Source organism: Spirosoma oryzicola (genome assembly GCF_021233055.1).
Classification (GTDB): domain Bacteria; phylum Bacteroidota; class Bacteroidia; order Cytophagales; family Spirosomataceae; genus Spirosoma; species Spirosoma oryzicola.
On the sequence record NZ_CP089538.1, the window covers coordinates 1,439,939 to 1,461,513 of the forward strand.

The window sequence follows — 21,575 nt, forward strand, 5'->3', positions numbered from 1 at the left end:
CATGCCCACGTGGTATGTTGCTACCAATTTCGGGCTTACCTTTATCGCATGAATCGCCATCAAACGGTTGGTCGTTACCGCGACGGACTCAACTTTGCTTCGAAACTGACGCCCAAGCGCGTAGCCAATGCGTTGAAGGTACTGTCCAGTTACTACCGATCTCGTCAATTAGGTCAGCCCGTTCATCGCGGTTTGCCTATGTCGGTCTCATTCGAGCCAACCACCTCCTGTAACCTGCGTTGCCCCGAATGCCCAAGTGGGTTGCGGTCCTTTACGCGGCCAACCGGCATGTTGGGTGAAGATCTGTACAAACGCACTATCGACGAACTGCACGAAACGCTGCTTTACCTGATTTTCTACTTTCAGGGAGAGCCGTATCTGCATCCGCAGTTTCTGGAACTGGTACGCTACGCTACCGACCGTAATATTTACACGGCCACGAGTACCAACGCGCATTACCTGACCGACGCCAACGCGCGAAAAACCGTTGAATCGGGCCTGGACCGGCTGATTATTTCCATCGATGGTACGACGCAGGAAGTGTACCAGCAGTACCGGGTAGGGGGTAAGCTCGAAAAAGTCCTTGAAGGAACGAAAAACATTATCCGCTGGAAAAAAGAGCTGAAATCCCGGACGCCCCACGTCCTGTTTCAGTTTCTGGTCGTAAAACCCAATCAACACCAGATTGATGAGGTCAGGAAGCTAGCCCGCGAACTAGGTGTGGACGAAGTAGGACTGAAAACGGCCCAGGTTTATGATTACGAACACGGTTCAGACCTGATTCCAACGCTGGACCAGTATAGTCGCTACGCGGCTCAGGCCGACGGAACTTACGCCATCAAAAACGGCTTCGGTGATCACTGCTGGAAAATGTGGCATTCCTGCGTCATTACCTGGGATGGTCTGGTTGTACCCTGTTGTTTTGACAAAGACGCTCATCATCGGTTGGGCGATCTTCAGAATCAGTCATTTGCCGACCTATGGCAGGGCCCGGCTTACCAGGATTTCCGTCAAACCCTGCTGCGCTCCCGCTCCGAGATTGAGATGTGCCGAAACTGTACCGAAGGAACGAAAGTGTGGGCCTGAACAGATTTGTGCCTGAGCGAACGAGCAATTGAGTGAATAAAGTCTGTGCTGACTGTTCATTCGATCACCCGTTCGATTTTCACTCAATAAGTTTGTGGAACATTCCGTGGAACATTTCTTGGATTCGTGAAAACTATCCGGCATATTTGGAACTGCAACGCACAGACCGATGGGTAAAGTCATTGCTATCGCCAACCAAAAGGGGGGCGTCGGTAAAACTACAACAACAATTAATTTGGCCGCCAGCTTGGCCGCCCTCGAATTTCAGACGCTTATTGTTGATGCAGATCCGCAGGCCAACTCGACCTCAGGACTGGGTTACAATCCAAAAGAAATCGAGACTAGTATTTACGAGTGCATGGTCGAAGGAATTCGTCCTCAGGATGCCATTATTCAGACGGATTTTCCGAACCTGAATTTGCTGCCTTCGCACATTGATCTTGTCGGCGCTGAGATCGAGATGATCAATCTCCAGAACCGGGAAGACAAGATGAAGGAAGCGCTCGATAGCATTCGCGACGAGTACGATTTCGTTATCATCGATTGCTCACCGTCGCTGGGGCTGATTACGATCAATAGTCTGACAGCCGCCGATTCGGTGATCATTCCGGTCCAGTGCGAATATTTTGCGTTGGAAGGGCTGGGCAAACTGCTTAATACAATCAAGATCATTCAGTCGCGATTGAATACGCAGTTGGCTATCGAAGGTATTCTGCTGACTATGTACGACTTGCGGGTTCGGCTTTCGAACCAGGTGGTTGGCGAGGTGACGAGCCATTTCCAGCAAATGGTTTTCAACACCATCATTCCGCGAAACATCCGGCTTAGCGAATCGCCGAGCTTTGGTGTACCGGCGCTGGCGCAGGATGCCGACAGTAAAGGTGCCGTCAGCTATTTGAATCTGGCCCGCGAAATTCTGGCTAAGAATGGCCTGATGCCGCATGAAGTTTAAACCATGTATGATGCCGTACTGATGATGCACGACTGCTGAAAGCGGGTCTCTCATCATACGTTCTGCATCCTATAGCATACCTTTCGTATGGACAACGCGAACACCAAAGCACCGAATAAAAAGATGATAGGGTTGGGCCGTGGCTTAGGTGCCCTGTTGCATGACAGCGACGCGGTCAACCGGCAGACAAAACCGTCGCCGTTTGAGTCCATCAGTACGATGACTGAAATCAGTCTGGCGCAGATTGAAACCAACCCGTTTCAACCCCGGACTCGCTTCGACGAAGAAGCGCTTCAGGACCTCGCTGACTCGATTCGGGTTCAGGGCATCATTCAGCCGATCACGGTGCGGCAAATGGGCAAGGATCGGTATCAGCTGATCGCGGGTGAGCGACGCCTTCAGGCATCGAAACTGATCGGGATGACGCACATTCCGGCCTATGTCCGAACCGCGAATGACCAGCAAATGCTGGAAATGGCGCTTATTGAGAACATTCAGCGCGAAAACCTGAACTCAATTGAAATTGCCCTCAGCTACCAGCGGTTGATCACCGAGTGTAGTCTGAAGCAGGAAGAATTAGGCGAACGGGTTGGTAAGAATCGAACAACGGTCAATAACTACATCCGGCTTCTGAAACTTCCCCCCGTGATCCAGGCGGCTTTACGGGATAACAAGATCTCGATGGGCCACGCGCGGGCGATTATTAATATCGAAAATCCTGACTCTCAAATTCGGCTGTTCAACCGGACTGTTGACGAAGAATGGTCGGTTCGTAAGGTTGAAGAAGCCGTTCGGAACTTATCGGATGATACGCTGGAGCCTGCTGCTACTCGCCGTGTAACGTTGCCCAAGCAGGAAATGCGCAGTTTGCAATTCAAGCTGTCATCGATGTTCGGTACGAAAGTATCCATCAAAGCTGACGAAAAACACAAGGGAGAAATCAAGATACCCTTTACCTCGCAGGAGGAGCTAACGAAAATTCTGGAAGTACTAAACTCACAGGCATAGTTGGACTAACGTAATTTCGCATTAGTATACGTTTAACGGTCAGAATAGCCTGTTTTCAAGAATGAAATTAGTGATACGATTGAATTAGCCCGGTTTCTCCGGGCTTTTTTATTGACCCTTAGTACAGTAGTTTCGGCAACTGGCTGCGTTATGCGTACTCTTACAGAATCTTTTACCTCCGTATGAAAAAACCATTACTCTATTCACTGTTCATTCTGTCATTTTGCGGTTGCGGCAAGAAGGAGCAGGAGTTGAATCCTGATTTTACAGTCGGATTAACCGGTGATTACCCAGTCATTGCCTATAATGACGCGGCTACAGACACAAAGATCCCAGGCACAAAATACACAGCGTCGCTCGGTGTCAATAAAGTAGATATGACGCATATCCATGTCAAAATGACGAGTAATTTTTCGGGAACAACGCGAACCGATGATATCGCTGATTTTGAGCTGATGCGTGATGCATCCAATCCGAGTCTGTACGCAATCTATTACAGGAGCAGTGATATCGGCACAATCACAACCAGTGAGATTACTATTGTTGATAACACAGCGCCTAGAAATGTGACAACAATCAAAGCGAAACGATAGAAAGAAGAAAGGGCCGCAAATGGCACGCGTACGACCGCTGTGGTTTGAATCGACGCTTCTCCTGCGAACACCAGTTAGTCAGAAACGCTGCCCGTGTAGAGTGATTCTGGAAGCGTACTCGAAACAACGTCAAGCCGCCAGTGACCATATTCACCAACTTTCTGTAACTTGCAGACTAAATAAATAATACCGTTTAGTGAAAGCGGAACGTTGCGGAGAAGGGATTTCTACGATCTATATCTTAAATTACCTTAAAAGGGTGGCAGACCGGTCGAAAAGAGGAACGGTTAGTCGTTGTTTGTTCATGAAACAACAACTATTTCTATGGATGGCCGTTCTGCTGTTTACGACGCCCTTGTTGGCTCAGCGCCCGGCCATTGCACCCGCGCAAACCCCCGCAGCGGTTGATTCTACTCGGCAGGGTGCTTCGGCAACCGATACAATTCCAGCAGCCGTTCGGCGCAATGGTATCCGGGTTGGTAACTCAGTATTGACACCTGAAAGTGACTCAGCTTCGTTGGCTACCGATACGGTTCAGGTAACCGCGAAGCAAGAGGCTCAGATTCGAAAAATTGTTCCGCGCAAAGCGACAATTCGTTCCTTGGTCCTGCCTGGCCTTGGCCAAGCGTATAATCGTCAGTATTATAAAATCCCATTCATCTACGCTGGTTTTGGCGTTATGGGTTATTTGTTCTTCAAGTATCGGGGGCTAGCTAACCAAGCCGAGGAGGGGTATCGTCTCTTGTTATATGGGCGAACTTTATATATTACACTACCTGATAATATGGTTCCGGCTTCAATTGAAAAACCAGCTGAGATTCAGGAAAAAGTAGATCAGGTCGTAATTGGTAGTCAGATTATCCAGTCAACGACAGGAGCCAAGGGCGGGTACGATTTGTACCGGCGCTACCGGGATATGAACATTCTGCTGTCAGTTGCGCTTTGGGGCCTAAACATTGTTGAAGCGAACGTCGCGGCTCACCTGAAAACTTTCGATTTGTCCGACGATATTTCTATGCGGGTCGAACCTAGGGTGTTGCCTGTTCCCGGAGCAGGCTTTGTACCGGGTGTTCGGGTCGCTTTTACGTTCAAATAAGTACGGATGTGGAAAACTCACGTAATCAGCGTTGATAAGCAGAGAACCACAGCCATAAACCAAAAATTACATTCAAGTGAATATCCTTCTTCTTGGCTACGGAAAAATGGGTAAAGCCATCGAGCAGATCGCGCTCGAACGGGGCCATCAGATTGCCGCTCGTGTTGATGCGCATAACCGCGCTGACCTGGAAACGATTCCGGCGGATGCGGTTGATGTTGTCATTGAATTTAGCTCACCGGAGTCAGCCGTTGACAATATTAAGAGTTGTCTTCAACGTGGCTGGCCGGTCGTTTGTGGAACAACGGGCTGGTTAGGTCACCGGACGGAAATCGAGCAGCTTTGCCAGGAAAAAGAAGGGGCCTTTTTCTACGCGTCGAACTATAGCATCGGTGTCAACCTGTTTTTTCGCCTAAACAAAACGCTCGCGCGATTCATGCGCAATTATCCGTCGTACCATGTGTCGATGACGGAAATCCACCATACCGAAAAGAAAGACGCACCCAGCGGAACGGCGATTACGTTAGCCGAAGGCGTTCTGGAAGGCCTGCCAAACAAACAAGGTTGGGTTACGAAAGAGGCTGGTGATGATAAGGGTTCGCGCATCAATTCGACCGATGCCGTCGAGATCGAATCCTTGCGGGAAGGAACCGTACCGGGTACGCACACCGTCCGTTATGATTCTGAAGTTGACCGAATCGAAATCACGCACATTGCGCACAGTCGTCAGGGATTTGCCCTTGGCGCGGTAGTGGCGGCTGAGTGGCTTATCGGTCGTCAGGGCGTTTTCGGTATGGACGATTTGTTAGGATCGATTGAATAACGATTGTACGATCAGGCGATTATAAATGACGGGCGGTTAGGGTAAAACGACTCAGTATTTGTAATTTCGCAAAAAGGCATCATTAATACCTCATATAAGTAATTGAATTAACGTGTCGATAACCAAAACACAGACCGAAACAAGGTCGGTTAAACCCCAAAAATCACCCATTCGGGAGTGGTTCGATTCTGTACTGTTCGCTGTTGTAGCCGCTACGCTTATCCGGTGGCTGTTCATGGAAGCGTTTACGATTCCAACGCCCTCGATGGAAAATAGCCTGATGGTGGGTGATTTTCTGTTTGTAAGTAAACTTCACTACGGCACGCGTACCCCACGTACCCCTTTGCAGGTACCACTGACGCACCAGAAAATATGGGGAACGGATATTCCTTCGTACAGCACGGCTATCCAATTGCCATCGTATCGGCTGCCGGGCTTCACGCACGTCAAAAATGGCGATGTGGTCGTGTTTAATGTGCCGCCTAAATACCTTAATGACAATATCGATTATCCCGTTGATTTGAAAACGAACTACATCAAGCGGTGCATCGGCATTCCGGGTGATGTGCTCGAAGTTCGGCAGCGGGCGGTATTTGTCAACGGAAAGCCTTTTCCAACGCCACCCCGTTCCGAGCAGAAATACTTTATCAAAACCAACGAAACGCTGGACGCTACCTTTTTTCGGAAATATGACATCGTGAATGATTACCGCGATCCAAGTCAGCCAACCGAAAACTGGAAGCCGCTGGAGCAGTACAACGACTCGACCAAAACATCAGCGATGGTTGGGTACATGGTGAACACCACCGAAGACGTGATTGCTAAATTCAAAGGGTTTGACTGGGTAAAAGGAATCGAACCGATGACCGACAAGCCCGGTGAAATGTCGCCCGGCATTTACGGAACGCCGACGTTTAAATGGAATCACGACAATTTCGGTCCGATCACCATTCCGAAGAAAGGTGCTTCGACGCCGATCAATGCCCAAACAATTGCGCTCTACGGGCCAGTGATCGAGCTGTACGAAGGCAATGAGAACGTAGAAGTAACACCAACCAGCATCAAAATCGGCGGTCAGCCCATTTCGTCGTACACCTTCAAACAAGACTACTACTTTATGATGGGTGATAACCGCGATAACTCGCTCGATTCGCGGTTTTGGGGCTTTGTTCCCGAAGATCACATCGTGGGTAAAGCCGTATTTGTCTGGATGTCGCTGGACCCTAATCCGGCCAACGTCTGGAATAAAATCCGCTGGAATCGATTGTTCAGAACAATCGATTAATAAAAGAAAAACCGGGCTCAACGCGAGACCCCAAAACTGTACAGGACCGTTTTCGCCGTCGGTCCAGTGCAGTTTTGGGGTTTTTCTCTACAAACAGCCAGTCATTGATCGATACCGGTTTATCAATACCTCGAAAGACCAATCCTCAACGTATGAAGCACACGATAAAGCCAGTGAAAAGACTGAGCAATTTCGCGGTTAATTATTTTTTCGTTTCGTTTTTCATCCTTGCTTTCCTGGGTCAAGGTCTGTACCAACGCGCACAGGCTGGCGAAGCGGACAGCCAGGCGGTCCGTGGTCCCGGTAAGAAACGGCGTGCCGAAGCAACACGCAAGCGGGCGAAAGCGAAAACCGTTACGCGCAAGCTGGTAAAAGGAAAAACGATGAAGCGGAGTGTTAAAACAGACGCTATTGCTTCAGTGGCGACCCTACCTGGCCTGGGCGGTACGCGCGTAGCCGCAAAAAGCCAGCGCTTGAAAGGAGCCGTGTATTATCTGGCGTCCGGGCACGGCGGTCCCGATCCGGGAGCGATTGGACATTACGGCAAAGCCTTACTTCCTGAAGATGAATACGCCTACGATGTTACAATCCGACTGGCACGCGCGCTGATGGAGTATGGCGCGACGGTGTACATGATTATTCGCGACCCTAACGATGGGATACGAAACGAAAAGTTGCTGAAGCTGGATCACGATGAAGTTACCTATCCCAACCAACCCATTCCGCTGAATCAGTTAGCGCGTTTGCGCCAGTGTACGGACGCCATCAATCGATTACATCGCAAGCATAAAGGTGCTTATCAGCGCATGATCACCATCCATGTCGATAGCCGCAGCGCCGGTCAGAACATTGACGTGTTTTTCTACCACCATCAGAACAGCGCAGTGGGTAAACGACTCGCGCAAAGTATCCACCGCAGCTTTACGGCTGGCTACAAGCGCAGCCAGCCGGGTCGTAATTATTTGGGAACGGTATCGGACCGGAGCGCGTTGTATGTCGTTCGAAACAGCCAGGCGCCTACCGTATTTATTGAGTTAGGAAACATTCGGAACGAGAAAGACCAACGGCGTTTTTTGCTCGCTGACAACCGACAGGCATTGGCCAACTGGATATGCGAAGGCGTACGAGCCGACTATTCGTCCCGATGATTGTAACGTAGTCTACCAGTCGATAGGAGGGAGTCCTTTGCTTTCCAGATAAGCGTTGGCCTGGCTAAAATGCTTGTTGCCAAACCAGCCACCCCATTGAGCCGCCATCGGCGATGGGTGTTTAGACTTGAGAACCAAATGCTTTTTTGAGTCAATTACCGCTCCTTTTTTCTGTGCGTAAGCGCCCCAGAGCATAAACACGACATGCTCCTTTTCGTCGGAGATTAGTTTAATAACTGCGTCGGTAAACGTTTCCCAGCCTTTGCCCTGGTGCGATCCTGCCTGCCCTGCCCGAACGGTGAGAGTCGAGTTTAGAAGCATGACGCCCTGATTCGCCCACCGCTCGAGGTTTCCCGATTTGGGAACGGGTTTGCCCAGGTCATCCTGAATTTCCTTGAAGATATTGACTAGGGAAGGCGGTTTGGTAATACCGTCGGCTACCGAGAAGGCCAGACCATTGGCTTGCCCCTCGCCGTGGTAAGGGTCCTGGCCGAGAATGACCACCCGTGCATCGTCGAAACTGCACGCGTTGAAAGCGTTGAACATAAGCCGACCGGGGGGATACACGCGTTGAGTGCTGTATTCCTGCCGCAAAAATTCAGCTAGTTGAACAAAATAAGGCTTATCAAATTCGGGCTGTAACCGCGTTTGCCAGGATTCTGCAATTGATACATTCATGTAGGGAACTGATAAGAGTGATTCGGCATTATAGGCCTACAAACGCCAGAAACCACTCCCTAAAAATTTTTTTGAGACTGTTCTTGCGTAACAAAACTAATCAACTTAATTTTCGTTTTAAGGTTGCAAACGACACTAAATTTATGGTATCGTCAGTCACAGAAGGCGTAAAGGTAAGCGTGAAGACCGAGTATCAATCAGATTACTCAAGTCCGCTGCAAGCACACTACGTGTTTACTTACCGGATTACAATCGAGAATGCCAGCGACTACACCATACAGTTGCTCCGCCGGCATTGGACTATTTTTGATTCCAACGGGACTGTCCGGGAAGTGGAAGGAGAGGGTGTTGTTGGACTACAACCCGTGCTTGAACCGGGTGAAGTACATCAATACGTGTCCGGCTGCAACCTGCGCTCAAGCATGGGCAAAATGGCTGGTACGTACCTTGTCGAACGAATCATTGATGGGAAACAGGTTCGCGTAGCGATTCCAGAATTCACCATGATCGTCCCTTACAAATTGAATTAATTCTCACCGTGCCGCGCTGGTCAGACTGCGCCGGAGCGGTCTTCAGTCTTCACGTTTTTGATTCGCGCTTACATTCGTTATCTCGCTCGCGCTCGCGACGAACATTCACTACACTCGCCTTTTTTATTTGCGCTTTACACCCGAATTGTTCGGGCCGATAATCGCTCAGACGCTGTTTTCAAGCCCATCAAGGCGCTACAGAAAAAACTGCGTGCCAATCGACAGTCGATTACCGTCACGGATTTTGGGGCAGGCTCCAAAGTAAACGCATCCCGCCAACGAACGATTGGCGACATTGCCCGCAATTCGCAGAAGTCGGCCCGTTTTGGGAGGTTGCTGTTTCGGCTTATTCGTCGGTTTGAGGCTAAAAATATCCTTGACCTAGGAACATCGCTTGGCATCACAACGGCCTACATGGCGCAGGCTGCTCAAGCCGGTCGTGTACTGACGTTTGAAGGATGTCCGCAGACAGCGGCTGTTGCCCGGCAAAACTTCGACGAGTTAGGGATTCCGAATGTCGAGATTGTTGTCGGTAATCTTGAAGAAACACTGGCTGCGCAGATAACCCAGTTTCCGTCGATCGACTTCGTGTTTTTTGATGCCAATCATCGCTACGAACCTACGATTCGGTATTTCGAAATCTGCCTGACGAAGATTCATAACGATACGGTGTTTGTGTTTGATGATATTCACTGGTCGGCTGAAATGGAACAGGCCTGGGAGTACATAAAAGCGCATCCGTCGGCAAGCGTAACGGTCGATCTGTTCTGGATTGGGCTTGTGTTTTTTCGGCAGGAGCAACCCCGGCAGGATTTTATTCTCCGCTTCTGAGACGATTACCCCGTAATTCTACTTAGCTTTTGCGCGGAACAGGTAAGAAAAGATGCTAACTTGTCGTTGTGTTTCTGCATAATTCCGAGCCTGTCTTTATATGAAATCGTTAACCTTTACCCGCTTAACTTTCGGCATTTTTGCCGGGTGGTTGTTGCTCAATGGAAGTGCTTGTACCAAGTCGGGTAACGAATCCACAGACCCAACTGTCACTGCTTCATTCGATCTCATTCAGCAAAAAATCCTTACGCCTTCCTGTGCGTCGTCCGGTTGTCACGCGTCCGAAAAAGATGCTAGTTTTGCACAGCATGGCCTGGTATTAGCCGAGGGATTTGCTTATCAGAATCTGGTCGGTGTTGACCCCAAAAACAGTGCGGCCAAAGCGGATGGGCTGAAACGGGTAAAAGCGTTTGCTTCTCTGGAAAGTCTACTCTACCATAAGTTGACCGTTACGGCCAGCCACCACACGGGCAAACAATACGGCAATCCGATGCCGTTGGGCGGACAACTGCTTCCTGACGGGCAGATTGAATTTGTCCGTCGCTGGATTGACGCTGGTGCTCCCAAAACGGGTAGCGTAGCGGATGCGGCCCTGCTGGACGATAAAACCACGGCGATAGCGACGTACGAGCCGTTGGCTGTACCCGCTGCCGGAACGGGCTTTCAGCTGGCGATTCCTGCGTTTGCTATTCAGTCGAATGTCGAGCGGGAATTGTTTATGCGTCGGTCCGTGGGTAATACCGAGGCTATTTACGTCAACCGGTATGAAACCAAAATGCGCAGTGGCAGCCACCACTTTGTTGCTTATTCTTTTCGGGATACCAACTTCCTGCCTAACCTGAACGACGTCCGGGATTTGCACAACGCCGACAAGTCGCTTAACCTGACAACAGCGCTTACAATGGCGAACCACGTTTATCTGGCCGGATCGCAGGCGCAATACCAGGATTATACATTTCCGGAAGGAACCGCTTTGCTGATCCCGGCTGGTACGTCGCTGGATTTAAACTCGCACTACGTCAACAAGACGAACGGGGTGATGCAAGGAGAGGCACAGATCAATCTCTACACTGTCGATAAATCGAAGGTGCAACAGGTTGTTAAGACGCTCGACCTGAACAACTCAAGCCTAGCGATTCCTGCCAATAAACGAGTGACGCTGACCAAATCGTTTGTTTTCGATAAGCCGCGCAAGGTGCTGACTTTAACGTCGCACATGCACAAACTGGGCGAAAAATTCGTCATCAAGATTAAAGGAGGGAGCCGGGACGGAGAGATTGTTTACACGTCTACCGATTGGGAGCATCCCGACATTGTAACGTTTCAATCGCCGATTCTTTTGCAGAAGGGAGAAGGGCTGACTTCAGAAATAACGTACAACAATACGACCAGCAAAACCGTCAACTTTGGTTTGACCAGTGAGGACGAAATGGGGATAATCTTCGGCTATTACTACGAGTAACAAGTAAACAAAACCCATTAACAAGACAAATCCCGTAGCCACCTGACTACGGGATTTGCTTTTACTTTTTCGACGGTGTCTTTTTTGCTGTTGTCGTCGTCTTTTTGGCTGCTGGCTTCTTCGCTGTTGTTTCGGTCGTTTTAGCCTTGGTTCCAGCCGCTTTTTTTGCTGGTGCCTTAGCCGCTGCCGGATCGTCGCCCGCCAGTGCTAAACAATCTTCCAGCGTGAGCGTAGCGGGGTCAACATCCTTGGGAATCTTGACGTTCCGCTTCCCTACTGCCAGATACGGACCGTATTGCCCGTTGACTACTTTTATCGCCGGATTTTCGGGAAACTCTTTGATGTATTTGTTGGCTTCGGCTTGCCGCTTCGCCTGAATCAGTTCAATCGCCCGTTCCAGTGTCAAGCCCGCCAGCGACTCGTTACGTGGTAAGGAAACGTACTTATCTTCATACTTAACGTAAGGACCAAAACGACCTTTGCCGGTTGTAACGAGTTTGCCTTCAAATTCGCCCAGTGCTTCGCTGACCGATTCCGCACGTTTCGCCTGAATCAGCTCAATAGCCCGGTTTTCATCAATCGAATACGGATCGTCTTCCTTCGTCAATGACACGTACTTATCGTCGTGCTTCACATACGGGCCGAACTTGCCAATGCCAATCGTCATTGGTTTGTCCTCGAAGAAACCGACTTCGCGCGGTAAGGCAAATAAGTCAAGCGCTTCCTGCAACGTAATCGTTTCGATCAGCTGACCGTCGCGCAGATTCGCGTACTGTGGTTTTTCGTCGTCGGTCGATTCGCCGATCTGTGCGTAGGCTCCGTAGCGTCCTAAGCGGGCCGAAACTTTCTTGCCCGTTCGTGGATCGATGCCCAGTTCACGCGCTCCCGTTTTGAACGATACAACCGATGACCCCTGAATCTCTTCGATATTTTTATGAAAATCGCCGTAGAAACCTTCCAGCATTTTCTGCCAGTTCATGCGTCCGTCGGCAATCTCATCGAAATCTTTCTCCACCGTCGCCGTGAACTTGTAATCTACGATGTCAGGGAAATACTCGACCAGGAAATCATTGACCACAATCCCCGTATTCGTTGGGAATAGTTTAGCCTTTTCGGAACCGTAGGTTTCTTTGCCACTGGTTTCGCTGATCTGGTTTTTCTGAAGCGTATATTCGAGGTACTTGCGCTCTTGGCCGGGCTTATCCTGCTTGATAACGTAGCCCCGGTTGATGATTGTCGAGATGGTTGGCGCGTAGGTCGATGGCCGTCCAATACCCATTTCTTCGAGCTTTTTAACCAGCGAGGCTTCGGCGTAGCGTGGTTGCGGACGCGAGAACTTCTCGGTAGCTTTCATCTGGCCGAGGTCCAGCGTCTGCCCAACCCGAAGCGGAGGAAGCATTCCTTTCGCATCTTCGTCATCCTCATCATCTTTCGACTCGAGGTAAACGCGCAAAAAGCCGTCAAACTTAATTACTTCACCCTGTGCAACGAGTTCGCTGGGGAAGGTTCGGGCTGGTGCCTTTTGCTCGGTATCGGCAAATGGACTATCATCAACGTGGGTTGTGATCGTTGTCGTTGCACCGTTCGCAAACCGGATACTAATGGTAACCGTTGTCCGTTCGAGCTGTGCGTCAGCCATCTGGGAAGCAATCGCCCGCTTCCAGATCAGTTCATACAGACGTTTCTGGTCGCGGTCGGCACCCGCGTCACGGTCATTAAAGTTCGTCGGACGAATGGCTTCGTGGGCTTCCTGCGCCGATTCGTTTTTCGTCTTGAACTGGCGGGTTTGCACGTAGTTTTGGCCAAACTCCGTTTCGATCTCTGTTTTTGCCTTTTCGATGGCTTCCTGCGAAAGGTTGGTCGAGTCCGTCCGCATGTACGAAATCTTACCGGCTTCGTACAGATTCTGCGCAATACGCATCGTACGGTCAACCGCGTAGCCGAGCTTACGGGAAGCTTCCTGTTGCAGCGTTGACGTTGTAAACGGTGGAGCAGGGGACTTCTTGGCGGGTTTTACCTCCAGGTTTTTGATGGAGAACGTTGCGCCAAGGCAGGCTTCCAGAAAAGACCGGGCTTCTGCCGCCGTCGCAAAGTTTTTGGGCAGTTCGGCATTGAGCACTTTGCTGCCGTCCACAATAAACTGCGACGTTACTTTAAACGACGATTTCGACTGGTGTTTGTCGATTTCCCGTTCGCGCTCAACCACGAGCCGGAGAGCAACCGATTGCACCCGGCCAGCCGATAAGCCAGCGCTGCCGCCTTTGATTTTGCGCCACAATACCGGCGATAACTCGTAACCCACCAGCCGGTCGAGTACACGACGAGCCTGCTGCGCATTTACTAAGTCAACATCAATGGTGCGGGGCGATTTGATGGCATTCTGGATAGCGTTCTTCGTGATTTCGCGGAAAACAATGCGCTTGGTATTGTCGCGCAGGCCGAGTGCTTCTTTGAGGTGCCACGAAATGGCTTCTCCTTCGCGGTCATCATCTGTCGCGAGCCACACTTCTTCGGCCGATTTAGCCAGCGACTTTAATTCACTAACTAACTTCTTTTTGTCGGGCGAAATTTCGTAAGACGGTTGAAAGCCGTTTGTCACGTCCACGGCCAGCCCATCTTTAGGCAGATCCCGCACGTGACCAAAGCTAGACTTCACCGTAAAGTCCTTACCCAGATAGCCTTCTATGGTTTTCGCCTTCGCCGGCGACTCCACAATGACTAAGTTTTTCGACATAGTTGGTGTTCAGGTTGATGGTATCTCCACAATCCTTTCCTCATCGACCGCGCCAAATATAGACGCAAAAGTTCTGACTTGTGCAACCAAGCAAGTTATGTAAGCCGAAATAGGAACGGGAGATTGTATGTAGTTTATTAACAATATGTAGCAACGCAACGTTCGAATCGGGTGTTCGTAGCGCTTAAAAAATGAGCAATTGATCTGTTCTATTTTGCTTTTACTTAACGGTTTAGTTATCCAGAATTCGGTACGTTGTACGATGCGATGTGACTTGATTGCTTACTTTATTATAAAAAATAACGAGCGAGCGGAGTCTAAGCCGGACGCATTAATTTTATTTTAGTAGACAATTTACCGGCTGTTACTCCGTTTTCTTTACCTCAAAAAGTAGCCGCTGGAAGCCCGCATTACCATTGCCCGAAAGGCCATTCACCTCAATCAGGTACGAACCCGCCAGATCGGAGGTGTAAAAGTCAACCTGGCTTTTGCCTTGTTCATTGGGGCGAAGCGCTGGATTCCAGTACAGCAGCGTTCGCCCATCGGGTAAGCGACTTTCCTGTTGTTTGGGAGTTGAGTAGCGAGGGGCGTAAAATTCCCGTTGCAGTTGCAGACCGTCGTAATCGAGTTTAAGCAGGCGAGTGTCGAGGGGAAAACCCGCCAGGTCGCCTTTGTAGGTCATAAAGCTGATGATGCCATGAAAGGTGGCAGGACCCATAAAATAGCGGTTCGTGACGACATCCAGCTTCTGCACTTTGAGCGGGCTAAAAGCCATTACCTTATCCATGTCAAAGACCGGCACGCCATCGATTAGAACCAGTGGACTTTCTTCGAAAAACTCCCGGTAAGGGGCATTCGGAACGATCAGCCGAAAATGGCCCTGCCGCTTTCGAGGTTGGACACCCAGCACGTATTCGCGTAGAATATCTTCCATCGTCGGGAAACGGGTGTAAGCGTCCAGCAGGTACGATTCCCGACCTTCGCTATAGAAAGCGGTACTATCGACCGTTGGGTACCGATACCGCAACGACTGATCGCCCCAGAAGGTGTTCTGCACCTGCATGGCCACGCTTCGATTCTGTATGGATTCGCCCTTTTGTTCGTCGAGAAGCAGATCGGGCAGGGGGGTAGTCGATGGTTGGTCTGCGAACGGGCTGTCAATCGTCAGGTGGTATAGGCTATCCGTTGGGTTCGTTTGGACGATGAGCTGCTTCTGTCCGTAAAAGTCCCGCATCTCAAAGCGAATCCGTCCGGCTGAATCACTCTTGGACACAAACAACCGAACGGGTTTGCCCGGTATTGACAGATACGTCAGCACATTAGGGACTGCTGCGTTTGAGGAAGGGTTCGTAACGCGTCCCTGAACCAATAAGCTGTTGTAGTCAGGAACAAACGGGAAGCGCACCGACTGACTCTTGGCGGCTAAAACGGTTTCCCATTTAAAGCGACGCCAGCCGTGGGTAAGCATCAGGTTATCCGCTGCCAGTTGGACATCTGCGGTTTCGGGCTGGAAGTAATAATCCGGTGATTCGACCGAGCCCTGCAAATCGGAGGAAAGCCACAGATAACTTAAAATATCCGGCGCTTTAAACGCGGCTAACGAGTCAACCCGGTAAACGGCTACGGACAAATCAGCCTGATTCTGAACATTCGCCGAAGCCTGAACCGTCGCGTCCAGCGTTACTTTGGTCCGGTAGGCATACTGACGCTGATCGGTTTTAAGGTCGATAGCCAGCGGGTGAGCGGGTCGTTTGAAATACAGCCGTTCGCACACGGGTTTGTGCGCAGCATCAAAGATAGTAAGATGCGAAATGCCTTCACCCAACGCGTTTTTGTCGAGCGTAAAAGTGGTTTCGCGCTGAAAAGAACGCATCTCGGCGGCCTTGATTTGCTGTCGGGTATGGGCGAATAAATACACCGCCGAGGCCGCAGAAAGAGTGCTATAAACGGTTACGTTCAGGCGATTGCCGTCCGCTTCGGCCACCCGCATGGTATAACCCCGCTCCTGAATGGCGGGTAAGGCTTGCGTCATGAATTTACCCTTGCCGTCGCTGATCACAACGCGGTACGTGGTGGTGCCCGACGGGGTGAATGAGAAACTACCGATCCCAAATTTGTGCGTACTGAACCGGGTGATGGTATCATTCTGCGCAGTCAGGAGCCAGCCGTTGGCTGTTAGACTATGTCCAGTTGCATCGGTTACACTAAACGCCACTTTGCTGGGCAGGTCCTGCACGAGATGACCGCCTTCGGGAAACAGTTGAACGATGTGTTTAGGCGTCTCTTTAAGCGTTGGTGGTTCCAGGGGTCGGAACGGATTGATGATCGTCAGGGGCTGCTCAAAGAAATAAGCGGGGCTGAAATTGCGCATCCAGCTCGTATAAGCCCGAAGTACGTAGTTTCCTGACAGAACTGACGACGGGAGAAACAGACTACCGTTACGGGTTCCTGCTGATAAGTCAACTTTGGTTTGTAATACCGGCTTCTGGTCTTTATCCAGCAATTCGACGTAAGCGACCTTGCTGATGGCAAGCGATTTATGAAAACTGCCATCGACGTAAAAAAGCTTGAACCATACGGTCTCCCCCGTGAAGTGTACCGCCTGATCGACGTGCAGGAATAACTTTTCCTGGAGCGTCTGCTGACGGTATGTATCAAAAGATTGTGTGATGGTACTCACGCCGGCTGCCGACTGCGCTGACGCATGGAAGCCGTTGAGCAAAAGCAGCGCAGGAAGAAGCAGCCGTTTCCGAATAAAATACATCGAATGATTCGATTAAAAGTCTATTGATCCCAGAAATCCGGTTTTTTGATGACGCCACCCCGTAACCGACAATCAACGCAGTCGAAGGAGGTTGTCAGGTAAGTGCTCGCATCAAATTCGTTGATAATCGCTGGCTGACGCTCAATGATTTTAGACGGCGTCAATGTGTCAACCAGGCAGGTATAAACGCCGGTTTGCGTAAGCCAGTAAGGAAGTTGCGTTTTGGCGATATAAATCCGGCGCGTCTGTACCGTACCAACCCGAAAGAACCCCATAACCAGCTCGCTGGTATTTGTCGTTGAGCGAATGTTACCCGTAATCTGGGAGGGTTGGGGGTCGAAAATAGAGCCGACATTCTGGGTTATACGGGCCAGCTGATCGTAGTAATTGTACGCGTCCTGCGTCAGGGCGTATTGCTTGACCTGAATACTGTACCGCAGACCAAGTTTAAGGGATGTACCCGTAATAAAGGTGAGAGGCCGCTGGCTGATAACGTCCTGGCTCAACCGCGCCGATGACCCTAACTGAATGGTTTTGTCAACGGAGCTACCCCAGCACCGATAGACGTCTTCGGCGCGTGAAACGATACGGTTATTTTTAAGCTCATAGGCCGAATAGTAAGGGGAGGTGTATTCCCAGGTTTCGTCAAATTCCCAGCGGTAGTAACGCGTGTTGTTCGTCGGGTCGTGGGTATTCACGTTGATCTGCACGCCTTCGTTCTCGATTCGCCAGCTCAGGCTGTCTACGGGCGGAGTGACGTTGACAGGGACAAAATCAGAGACGTATTCTTTTCCCTGTGCTGTGCGAATGCGTAGTCGATACGTTTCGTTGGCCTGCGGAACCACGCCTGATAAGGTGTACACGCCACCGCTACCTTCCTTTAGCGAATAACTGACCTTACTGCCGCTTTCGATGGTAACCTGTGCTTTGGTTTCGGCGGGTGGGGTTTTGGAATCGGTCAGGTTTTGCGTGCGCGAGAGCTGAATGGTTGTGGTTGTTCCCGGCGCACTATTAAAGAAGCCATTGACGACCAGATAGCTGTCGGGGGCCGTCACTTCGGGTGGACGGTACGGATCGACGCAGCTTCCGAGCGCTAAAAGCATCAACCAACCGAGCAGTTTAGGATAACATCTATTTTTCATACGAGTAACGTCTTGCTGTAGTCTGTCAGATCTTCCGTTAGAACCGGAAGTTATACGTAACAGACGGGATGGGTTGCCCAAAGATGGATAGCTTGTACCCATTGATAAAGCCATTTTCCGACTTGAAATAAACCGAATAGACATTACGCCGACCGGTCAGGTTATAGATGGCGATGGTCCAGAAACTATGCGCCAGTTTCTTTACCTTGTGGTTGCCTTCGATGTTCATGGCAAAGTCGGCGCGGTAATAATCGGGTATCCGGTACTGGTTTCGTTCAGAGTAAAGCAGCCGCTGGGCACCGTCGAGGGTGTATTTCGATACGGGCAGTGTGATCGGACGTCCGGTGCTGTAGGTAAAGTTCAGCGACAAACTGAATCGACGGTTGATTTTGTAGTTGCCAATCATCGTAAAGTCATGCGGCTTATCGTAATTGCTGGGGTAATAAGCGCCCTGATTGATGAGTTCGGTGTTGTTTAATCCGTTGGTACGCAGGAGCGTCCGGGCGTAGGTGTAGCTGAGCCAGCCGTTCAGTTTGCCCGTCGTTTTTTTGATCAGAAACTCAATGCCGTAGGCTTTACCCTGCGCGTTGACCACGTCTGTTTCGATGTGTTGATTAAGAAACAATACGGCACCGCTGCGGTAATCCAGCAGATTTTGCATCGTTTTGTAATACACTTCAACGGACGTTTCAATGGTATTCGTCCGGTTGTTTCGGTAAAAGCCCAGCGCGTATTGGTCGCCAATCTGCGGTTTGATGTTTGGATCGCTTAATTTCCAGATGTCGGTTGGGGCGATAACCGTCGTGTTGGACAGCATCTGAATGTACTGCCGCATCCGGTTGAAACTCGCTTTGATCGATGCCGTACGCGACAAGGCGTAGCGCAGTGATAGCCGGTATTCAGGGCCGTGGTACGTTTGAATAGCCTGATTATTCCCGTAAGTCAGCGTATCCGTGATGGTATTTACCGTTCTGGGTAAGCCCGGCGCGTACTGAAAAACGGACTTCGCTCCCAGGTAGGTGTACGCCGAATACCGTAGCCCACCGCTAATGGACAGCTGGTCGGTAATGTCAAATTTGTCACCGATGTACACGGCATTTTCGATCCCCTGTTCGCTCGGAACCACATCCGGAAGAATCAGCGATTCGCGGCCACGCGGCTGGAAATTACCGGGCGAAAGTTTATAGTACGTTGAGCTGATGCCGAAATCAACCGCGTGCTGGTTGCTGGGGAAGTAATTGAAATCCGCTTTGACTTGGGACTGACTTAGTGCAAAATTCAACTGGTACGCATTAACCGGATTTTTCTCACTGGACACGCTGTATTTGTAACCACTGTAGCTGCCTGTAAAAACGCTGTACAGCTTATTATTGACGATGTGTTTCCATTTCAGCGTAGCCGTCTGGTTCTGGTACTGGTAAGTCGTATCGCTGTTAAGCCGGAAGTTGTCCTTGCTGAGATAGCCGGTTAGATAAAGCGTATTTTTTTCGTTGACGTCGTGCGTGACGTGCAGATTCAGGTCATAAAACGAGGCCCGGCTGTTGTTGAACGATGAGTTGGGTAGTTGCTTCAGCAACCAGTCGGAGTACGTCGAACGGCCACCAATGATGAACGACGTTTTTTCTTTGATCAGGGGACCTTCCAGCGTTAGCCGCCCCGTCAGTAGACCGATACCACCCGAACCGACCAGTTTTTTCTTGTTGCCGTCACGGGTTTGTACGTCCAGAACCGACGATAACCGGCCCCCAAACCGGGACGGAATGCCGCTTTTGTACAACTCGGCGCTTTTGATGACATCGGGGTTGAAGGCCGAAAAAAAGCCAAACAGGTGCGACGTATTGTAAATGGGTGCGTCGTTGTACAGAATAAGGTTCTGATCGGTAGCGCCCCCGCGTACGTTCAGCCCCGTTGAGCTTTCACCCACCGATTTTACGCCCGGTAGCGTCAGGATAACCCGCAGCAGATCCGCTTCGCCCAGGGCTGTCGGAACCTGACGGATGGTTTTGATGTCGACCCGTTGCTGGCCCATCTGCATCCCCGATACGTTGACGTCTTTTTCGGCTTCGATCACGACCTCTTTCAGGGCAATGACGTCGTCCTCCATTTCCACGTCCAGCTTACCATCGGCGTAAAGAATCACCCGGCGTCGGGTATCTTTCATCCCGATACTACGAAGTTTTAGATCATGCCGACCGCGTGGCAGCGTGATCGAATAATAGCCAAACTGGTCGGTTACGGTTCCAACGCGTGGATTCTCGATGTAAACAGCCGCCCCAACAATCGGCTCTCCCGACGAAACGTTTCGCACCGAACCAGCAATGGTCGATCGACCGGGCCGGATTGGGTTTGTTCGCTTGCCAACCTCGTAAATCTTACTTTCGGATTCAGCGCGTTTCTTCGTGCCCAGCGTTAAGTAAGCGTTCGCCGTTGAGTCGTTATTGGAAGAACCCCCGCGAAAGTAGCCGATGGGTAACTCCGTTTGGATGGGTCGGTCAAGCGTGATGTAAACGCGCTGGTTGGGGGCAATAGCGAAAAAAAGCCGACTGCCTTCGAACAGCTGACGCAGTATAACCCGTAGCGGCTGGTTCGTAACTTGCAGATTAACCGTCAGGCTATCCACATCACCAGGATTGTAGAAGAACCGGTACGGCGTGTTGCTTTCGATCTGTTTGACGAATTGCTCAAAGCGATTATTCGTAAAGTTGCCGCTAAGCAGAGGCTCTGTTTTTTGCTGCCCCGACACCTTACCGGCGAAGCCAATCAGGATAAGAAAGGGCAGGATGACACGGTAGAGTTGCTGCATAGTCAATGCGTTAATGTTTCGTACTGTTGGACAATCGCTGTTATTGCCTGTTCGCGTTGCTCGTTGAATTTTATCTGGTTGGCACGCAGGTATTTTTTCAGCGGAGCCGTTTGCCCTGGAAACAAAGCCAGCACAGACCGTTTCTTTTTGACTTCATGATACACGCCGTCTTTCACGATAAAATAGCGGTCTTTGACCAGGTAGTTCGCTTTGTAAAAACCACCGCTGATGTCTTCATGAACCGTCTTGATTCGCTTCGCCAGCACCTGAATCCGGCCACCGTGCAGCACCTGATAAAAGCCGGTGCGAACGCCTGCGGCACTATCGCCCACAATACGGGCAAACTGGTACGGACCAAACGAAAACGTGCTGATTTGCTGGCTATGGGGACGTATCCGAAAAATGGTTTCTGGCATTTTGATAGCCAGTTCATCGCGGACGACATCATAGAGCATCAGCACATCGTGATAAGCGATTCCATTGTAGGTAATCGACCCTGACTGCAAGCTATCCGTTGCAAAGAAAGGATGGACTTTTACGCGGTAGTCATGCTGAATGTATTCGTGGCCATTGTATAAATGACTTCGGTCGATCAAGGCATTTTCGTAAGCATGAACGGCCTGATTCTGAGCCATAGCCA

Annotated in this window: 17 protein-coding genes; 11 read left to right on the plus strand and 6 right to left on the minus strand. The window is 50.4% G+C overall.

The genetic code is table 11. The features are described from left to right. Positions 1-48: 48 nt before the first annotated feature. From LQ777_RS05790 to LQ777_RS05825, 8 genes are all read left to right on the plus strand, one after another. Positions 49-1,086: an SPASM domain-containing protein gene (locus tag LQ777_RS05790; protein ID WP_232561574.1), complete on the plus strand. Its 1,038-nt coding sequence runs from the start codon at positions 49-51 to the stop codon at positions 1,084-1,086. 169 nt (positions 1,087-1,255) lie between these two features. Next, the gene (locus LQ777_RS05795) at positions 1,256-2,038 is read left to right on the plus strand and encodes a ParA family protein (protein WP_232561575.1); all 783 of its coding nucleotides are present in this window, start codon (positions 1,256-1,258) and stop codon (positions 2,036-2,038) included. Between the two features lie 87 nt (positions 2,039-2,125). After that, positions 2,126-3,046 carry a ParB/RepB/Spo0J family partition protein gene (locus LQ777_RS05800; RefSeq protein ID WP_232561576.1) on the plus strand — a complete coding sequence of 307 codons (921 nt, stop codon included), beginning with the start codon at positions 2,126-2,128 and terminating at the stop codon, positions 3,044-3,046. A 182-nt stretch (positions 3,047-3,228) separates the two neighbouring features. Beyond that, on the plus strand, positions 3,229-3,639 hold the full coding sequence (locus tag LQ777_RS05805) for a hypothetical protein (RefSeq protein WP_232561577.1): 411 nt from the start codon (positions 3,229-3,231) through the stop codon (positions 3,637-3,639). Positions 3,640-3,943: 304 nt separating this feature from the next. After that, a complete protein-coding gene (locus LQ777_RS05810) occupies positions 3,944-4,735 on the plus strand; it encodes a DUF5683 domain-containing protein (protein ID WP_232561578.1) in 792 nt (263 codons plus the stop codon). A gap of 76 nt (positions 4,736-4,811) precedes the next feature. Beyond that, positions 4,812-5,558, plus strand: coding sequence for a 4-hydroxy-tetrahydrodipicolinate reductase (gene dapB, locus LQ777_RS05815; protein ID WP_232561579.1), 747 nt, complete (start codon positions 4,812-4,814; stop codon positions 5,556-5,558). Positions 5,559-5,670: 112 nt separating this feature from the next. Next, positions 5,671-6,843, plus strand: a complete 1,173-nt coding sequence (gene lepB / locus LQ777_RS05820; RefSeq protein ID WP_232561580.1) for a signal peptidase I — start codon at positions 5,671-5,673, stop codon at positions 6,841-6,843. Between the two features lie 152 nt (positions 6,844-6,995). Then, positions 6,996-7,991, plus strand: a complete 996-nt coding sequence (locus tag LQ777_RS05825; protein ID WP_232561581.1) for an N-acetylmuramoyl-L-alanine amidase family protein — start codon at positions 6,996-6,998, stop codon at positions 7,989-7,991. Between the two features lie 12 nt (positions 7,992-8,003). Here the strand turns inward: LQ777_RS05825 and ung are convergent, their stop codons facing one another. Beyond that, complete coding sequence (ung, locus tag LQ777_RS05830) at positions 8,004-8,669, minus strand: uracil-DNA glycosylase (RefSeq protein WP_232561582.1); 666 nt, start codon at positions 8,667-8,669, stop codon at positions 8,004-8,006. A 143-nt stretch (positions 8,670-8,812) separates the two neighbouring features. Between ung and apaG the strand changes: the two genes are divergently transcribed. From apaG to LQ777_RS05845, 3 genes are all read left to right on the plus strand, one after another. Further along, positions 8,813-9,199 carry a Co2+/Mg2+ efflux protein ApaG gene (gene apaG, locus LQ777_RS05835; protein WP_232561583.1) on the plus strand — a complete coding sequence of 129 codons (387 nt, stop codon included), beginning with the start codon at positions 8,813-8,815 and terminating at the stop codon, positions 9,197-9,199. A gap of 57 nt (positions 9,200-9,256) precedes the next feature. Then, complete coding sequence (locus tag LQ777_RS05840; RefSeq protein ID WP_232561584.1) at positions 9,257-10,030, plus strand: O-methyltransferase; 774 nt, start codon at positions 9,257-9,259, stop codon at positions 10,028-10,030. Positions 10,031-10,130: 100 nt separating this feature from the next. Then, positions 10,131-11,492, plus strand: a complete 1,362-nt coding sequence (locus tag LQ777_RS05845; RefSeq protein WP_232561585.1) for a monooxygenase — start codon at positions 10,131-10,133, stop codon at positions 11,490-11,492. A 61-nt stretch (positions 11,493-11,553) separates the two neighbouring features. Here LQ777_RS05845 and topA read toward each other — a convergent pair whose 3' ends face one another. The 5 genes from topA to LQ777_RS05870 all read right to left on the minus strand — a co-directional run bounded on the left by topA (position 11,554) and on the right by LQ777_RS05870 (position 21,570). Next, a complete protein-coding gene (gene topA, locus LQ777_RS05850) occupies positions 11,554-14,226 on the minus strand; it encodes a type I DNA topoisomerase (protein ID WP_232561586.1) in 2,673 nt (890 codons plus the stop codon). A 364-nt stretch (positions 14,227-14,590) separates the two neighbouring features. Beyond that, positions 14,591-16,990: a hypothetical protein gene (locus LQ777_RS05855; RefSeq protein ID WP_232561587.1), complete on the minus strand. Its 2,400-nt coding sequence runs from the start codon at positions 16,988-16,990 to the stop codon at positions 14,591-14,593. A 20-nt stretch (positions 16,991-17,010) separates the two neighbouring features. Next, entirely contained in the window at positions 17,011-18,132 is a 1,122-nt protein-coding gene (locus tag LQ777_RS05860) for a DUF4249 domain-containing protein (protein ID WP_232561588.1), read from the minus strand. Between the two features lie 37 nt (positions 18,133-18,169). Further along, complete coding sequence (locus LQ777_RS05865; RefSeq protein WP_232561589.1) at positions 18,170-20,935, minus strand: TonB-dependent receptor; 2,766 nt, start codon at positions 20,933-20,935, stop codon at positions 18,170-18,172. Between the two features lie 2 nt (positions 20,936-20,937). After that, positions 20,938-21,570, minus strand: coding sequence for a hypothetical protein (locus LQ777_RS05870; protein WP_232561590.1), 633 nt, complete (start codon positions 21,568-21,570; stop codon positions 20,938-20,940). Between the last annotated feature and the right edge of the window lie 5 nt (positions 21,571-21,575).

Excerpts from the sequence above, each read along its gene's own strand:
- LQ777_RS05800 (WP_232561576.1), top strand. The coding sequence starts at position 2,126 with ATGGACAACGCGAACACCAAAGCACCGAATAAAAAGATGATAGGGTTG.
- LQ777_RS05810 (WP_232561578.1), top strand. The coding sequence starts at position 3,944 with ATGAAACAACAACTATTTCTATGGATGGCCGTTCTGCTGTTTACGACG.
- LQ777_RS05855 (WP_232561587.1), bottom strand. The coding sequence starts at position 16,990 with ATGTATTTTATTCGGAAACGGCTGCTTCTTCCTGCGCTGCTTTTGCTC.
- LQ777_RS05860 (WP_232561588.1), bottom strand. The coding sequence starts at position 18,132 with ATGAAAAATAGATGTTATCCTAAACTGCTCGGTTGGTTGATGCTTTTA.
- LQ777_RS05805 (WP_232561577.1), top strand. The coding sequence starts at position 3,229 with ATGAAAAAACCATTACTCTATTCACTGTTCATTCTGTCATTTTGCGGT.
- LQ777_RS05825 (WP_232561581.1), top strand. The coding sequence starts at position 6,996 with ATGAAGCACACGATAAAGCCAGTGAAAAGACTGAGCAATTTCGCGGTT.
- LQ777_RS05790 (WP_232561574.1), top strand. The coding sequence starts at position 49 with ATGAATCGCCATCAAACGGTTGGTCGTTACCGCGACGGACTCAACTTT.
- LQ777_RS05795 (WP_232561575.1), top strand. The coding sequence starts at position 1,256 with ATGGGTAAAGTCATTGCTATCGCCAACCAAAAGGGGGGCGTCGGTAAA.
- apaG (WP_232561583.1), top strand. The coding sequence starts at position 8,813 with ATGGTATCGTCAGTCACAGAAGGCGTAAAGGTAAGCGTGAAGACCGAG.
- topA (WP_232561586.1), bottom strand. The coding sequence starts at position 14,226 with ATGTCGAAAAACTTAGTCATTGTGGAGTCGCCGGCGAAGGCGAAAACC.
- LQ777_RS05865 (WP_232561589.1), bottom strand. The coding sequence starts at position 20,935 with ATGCAGCAACTCTACCGTGTCATCCTGCCCTTTCTTATCCTGATTGGC.
- LQ777_RS05845 (WP_232561585.1), top strand. The coding sequence starts at position 10,131 with ATGAAATCGTTAACCTTTACCCGCTTAACTTTCGGCATTTTTGCCGGG.
- LQ777_RS05870 (WP_232561590.1), bottom strand. The coding sequence starts at position 21,570 with ATGGCTCAGAATCAGGCCGTTCATGCTTACGAAAATGCCTTGATCGAC.
- ung (WP_232561582.1), bottom strand. The coding sequence starts at position 8,669 with ATGAATGTATCAATTGCAGAATCCTGGCAAACGCGGTTACAGCCCGAA.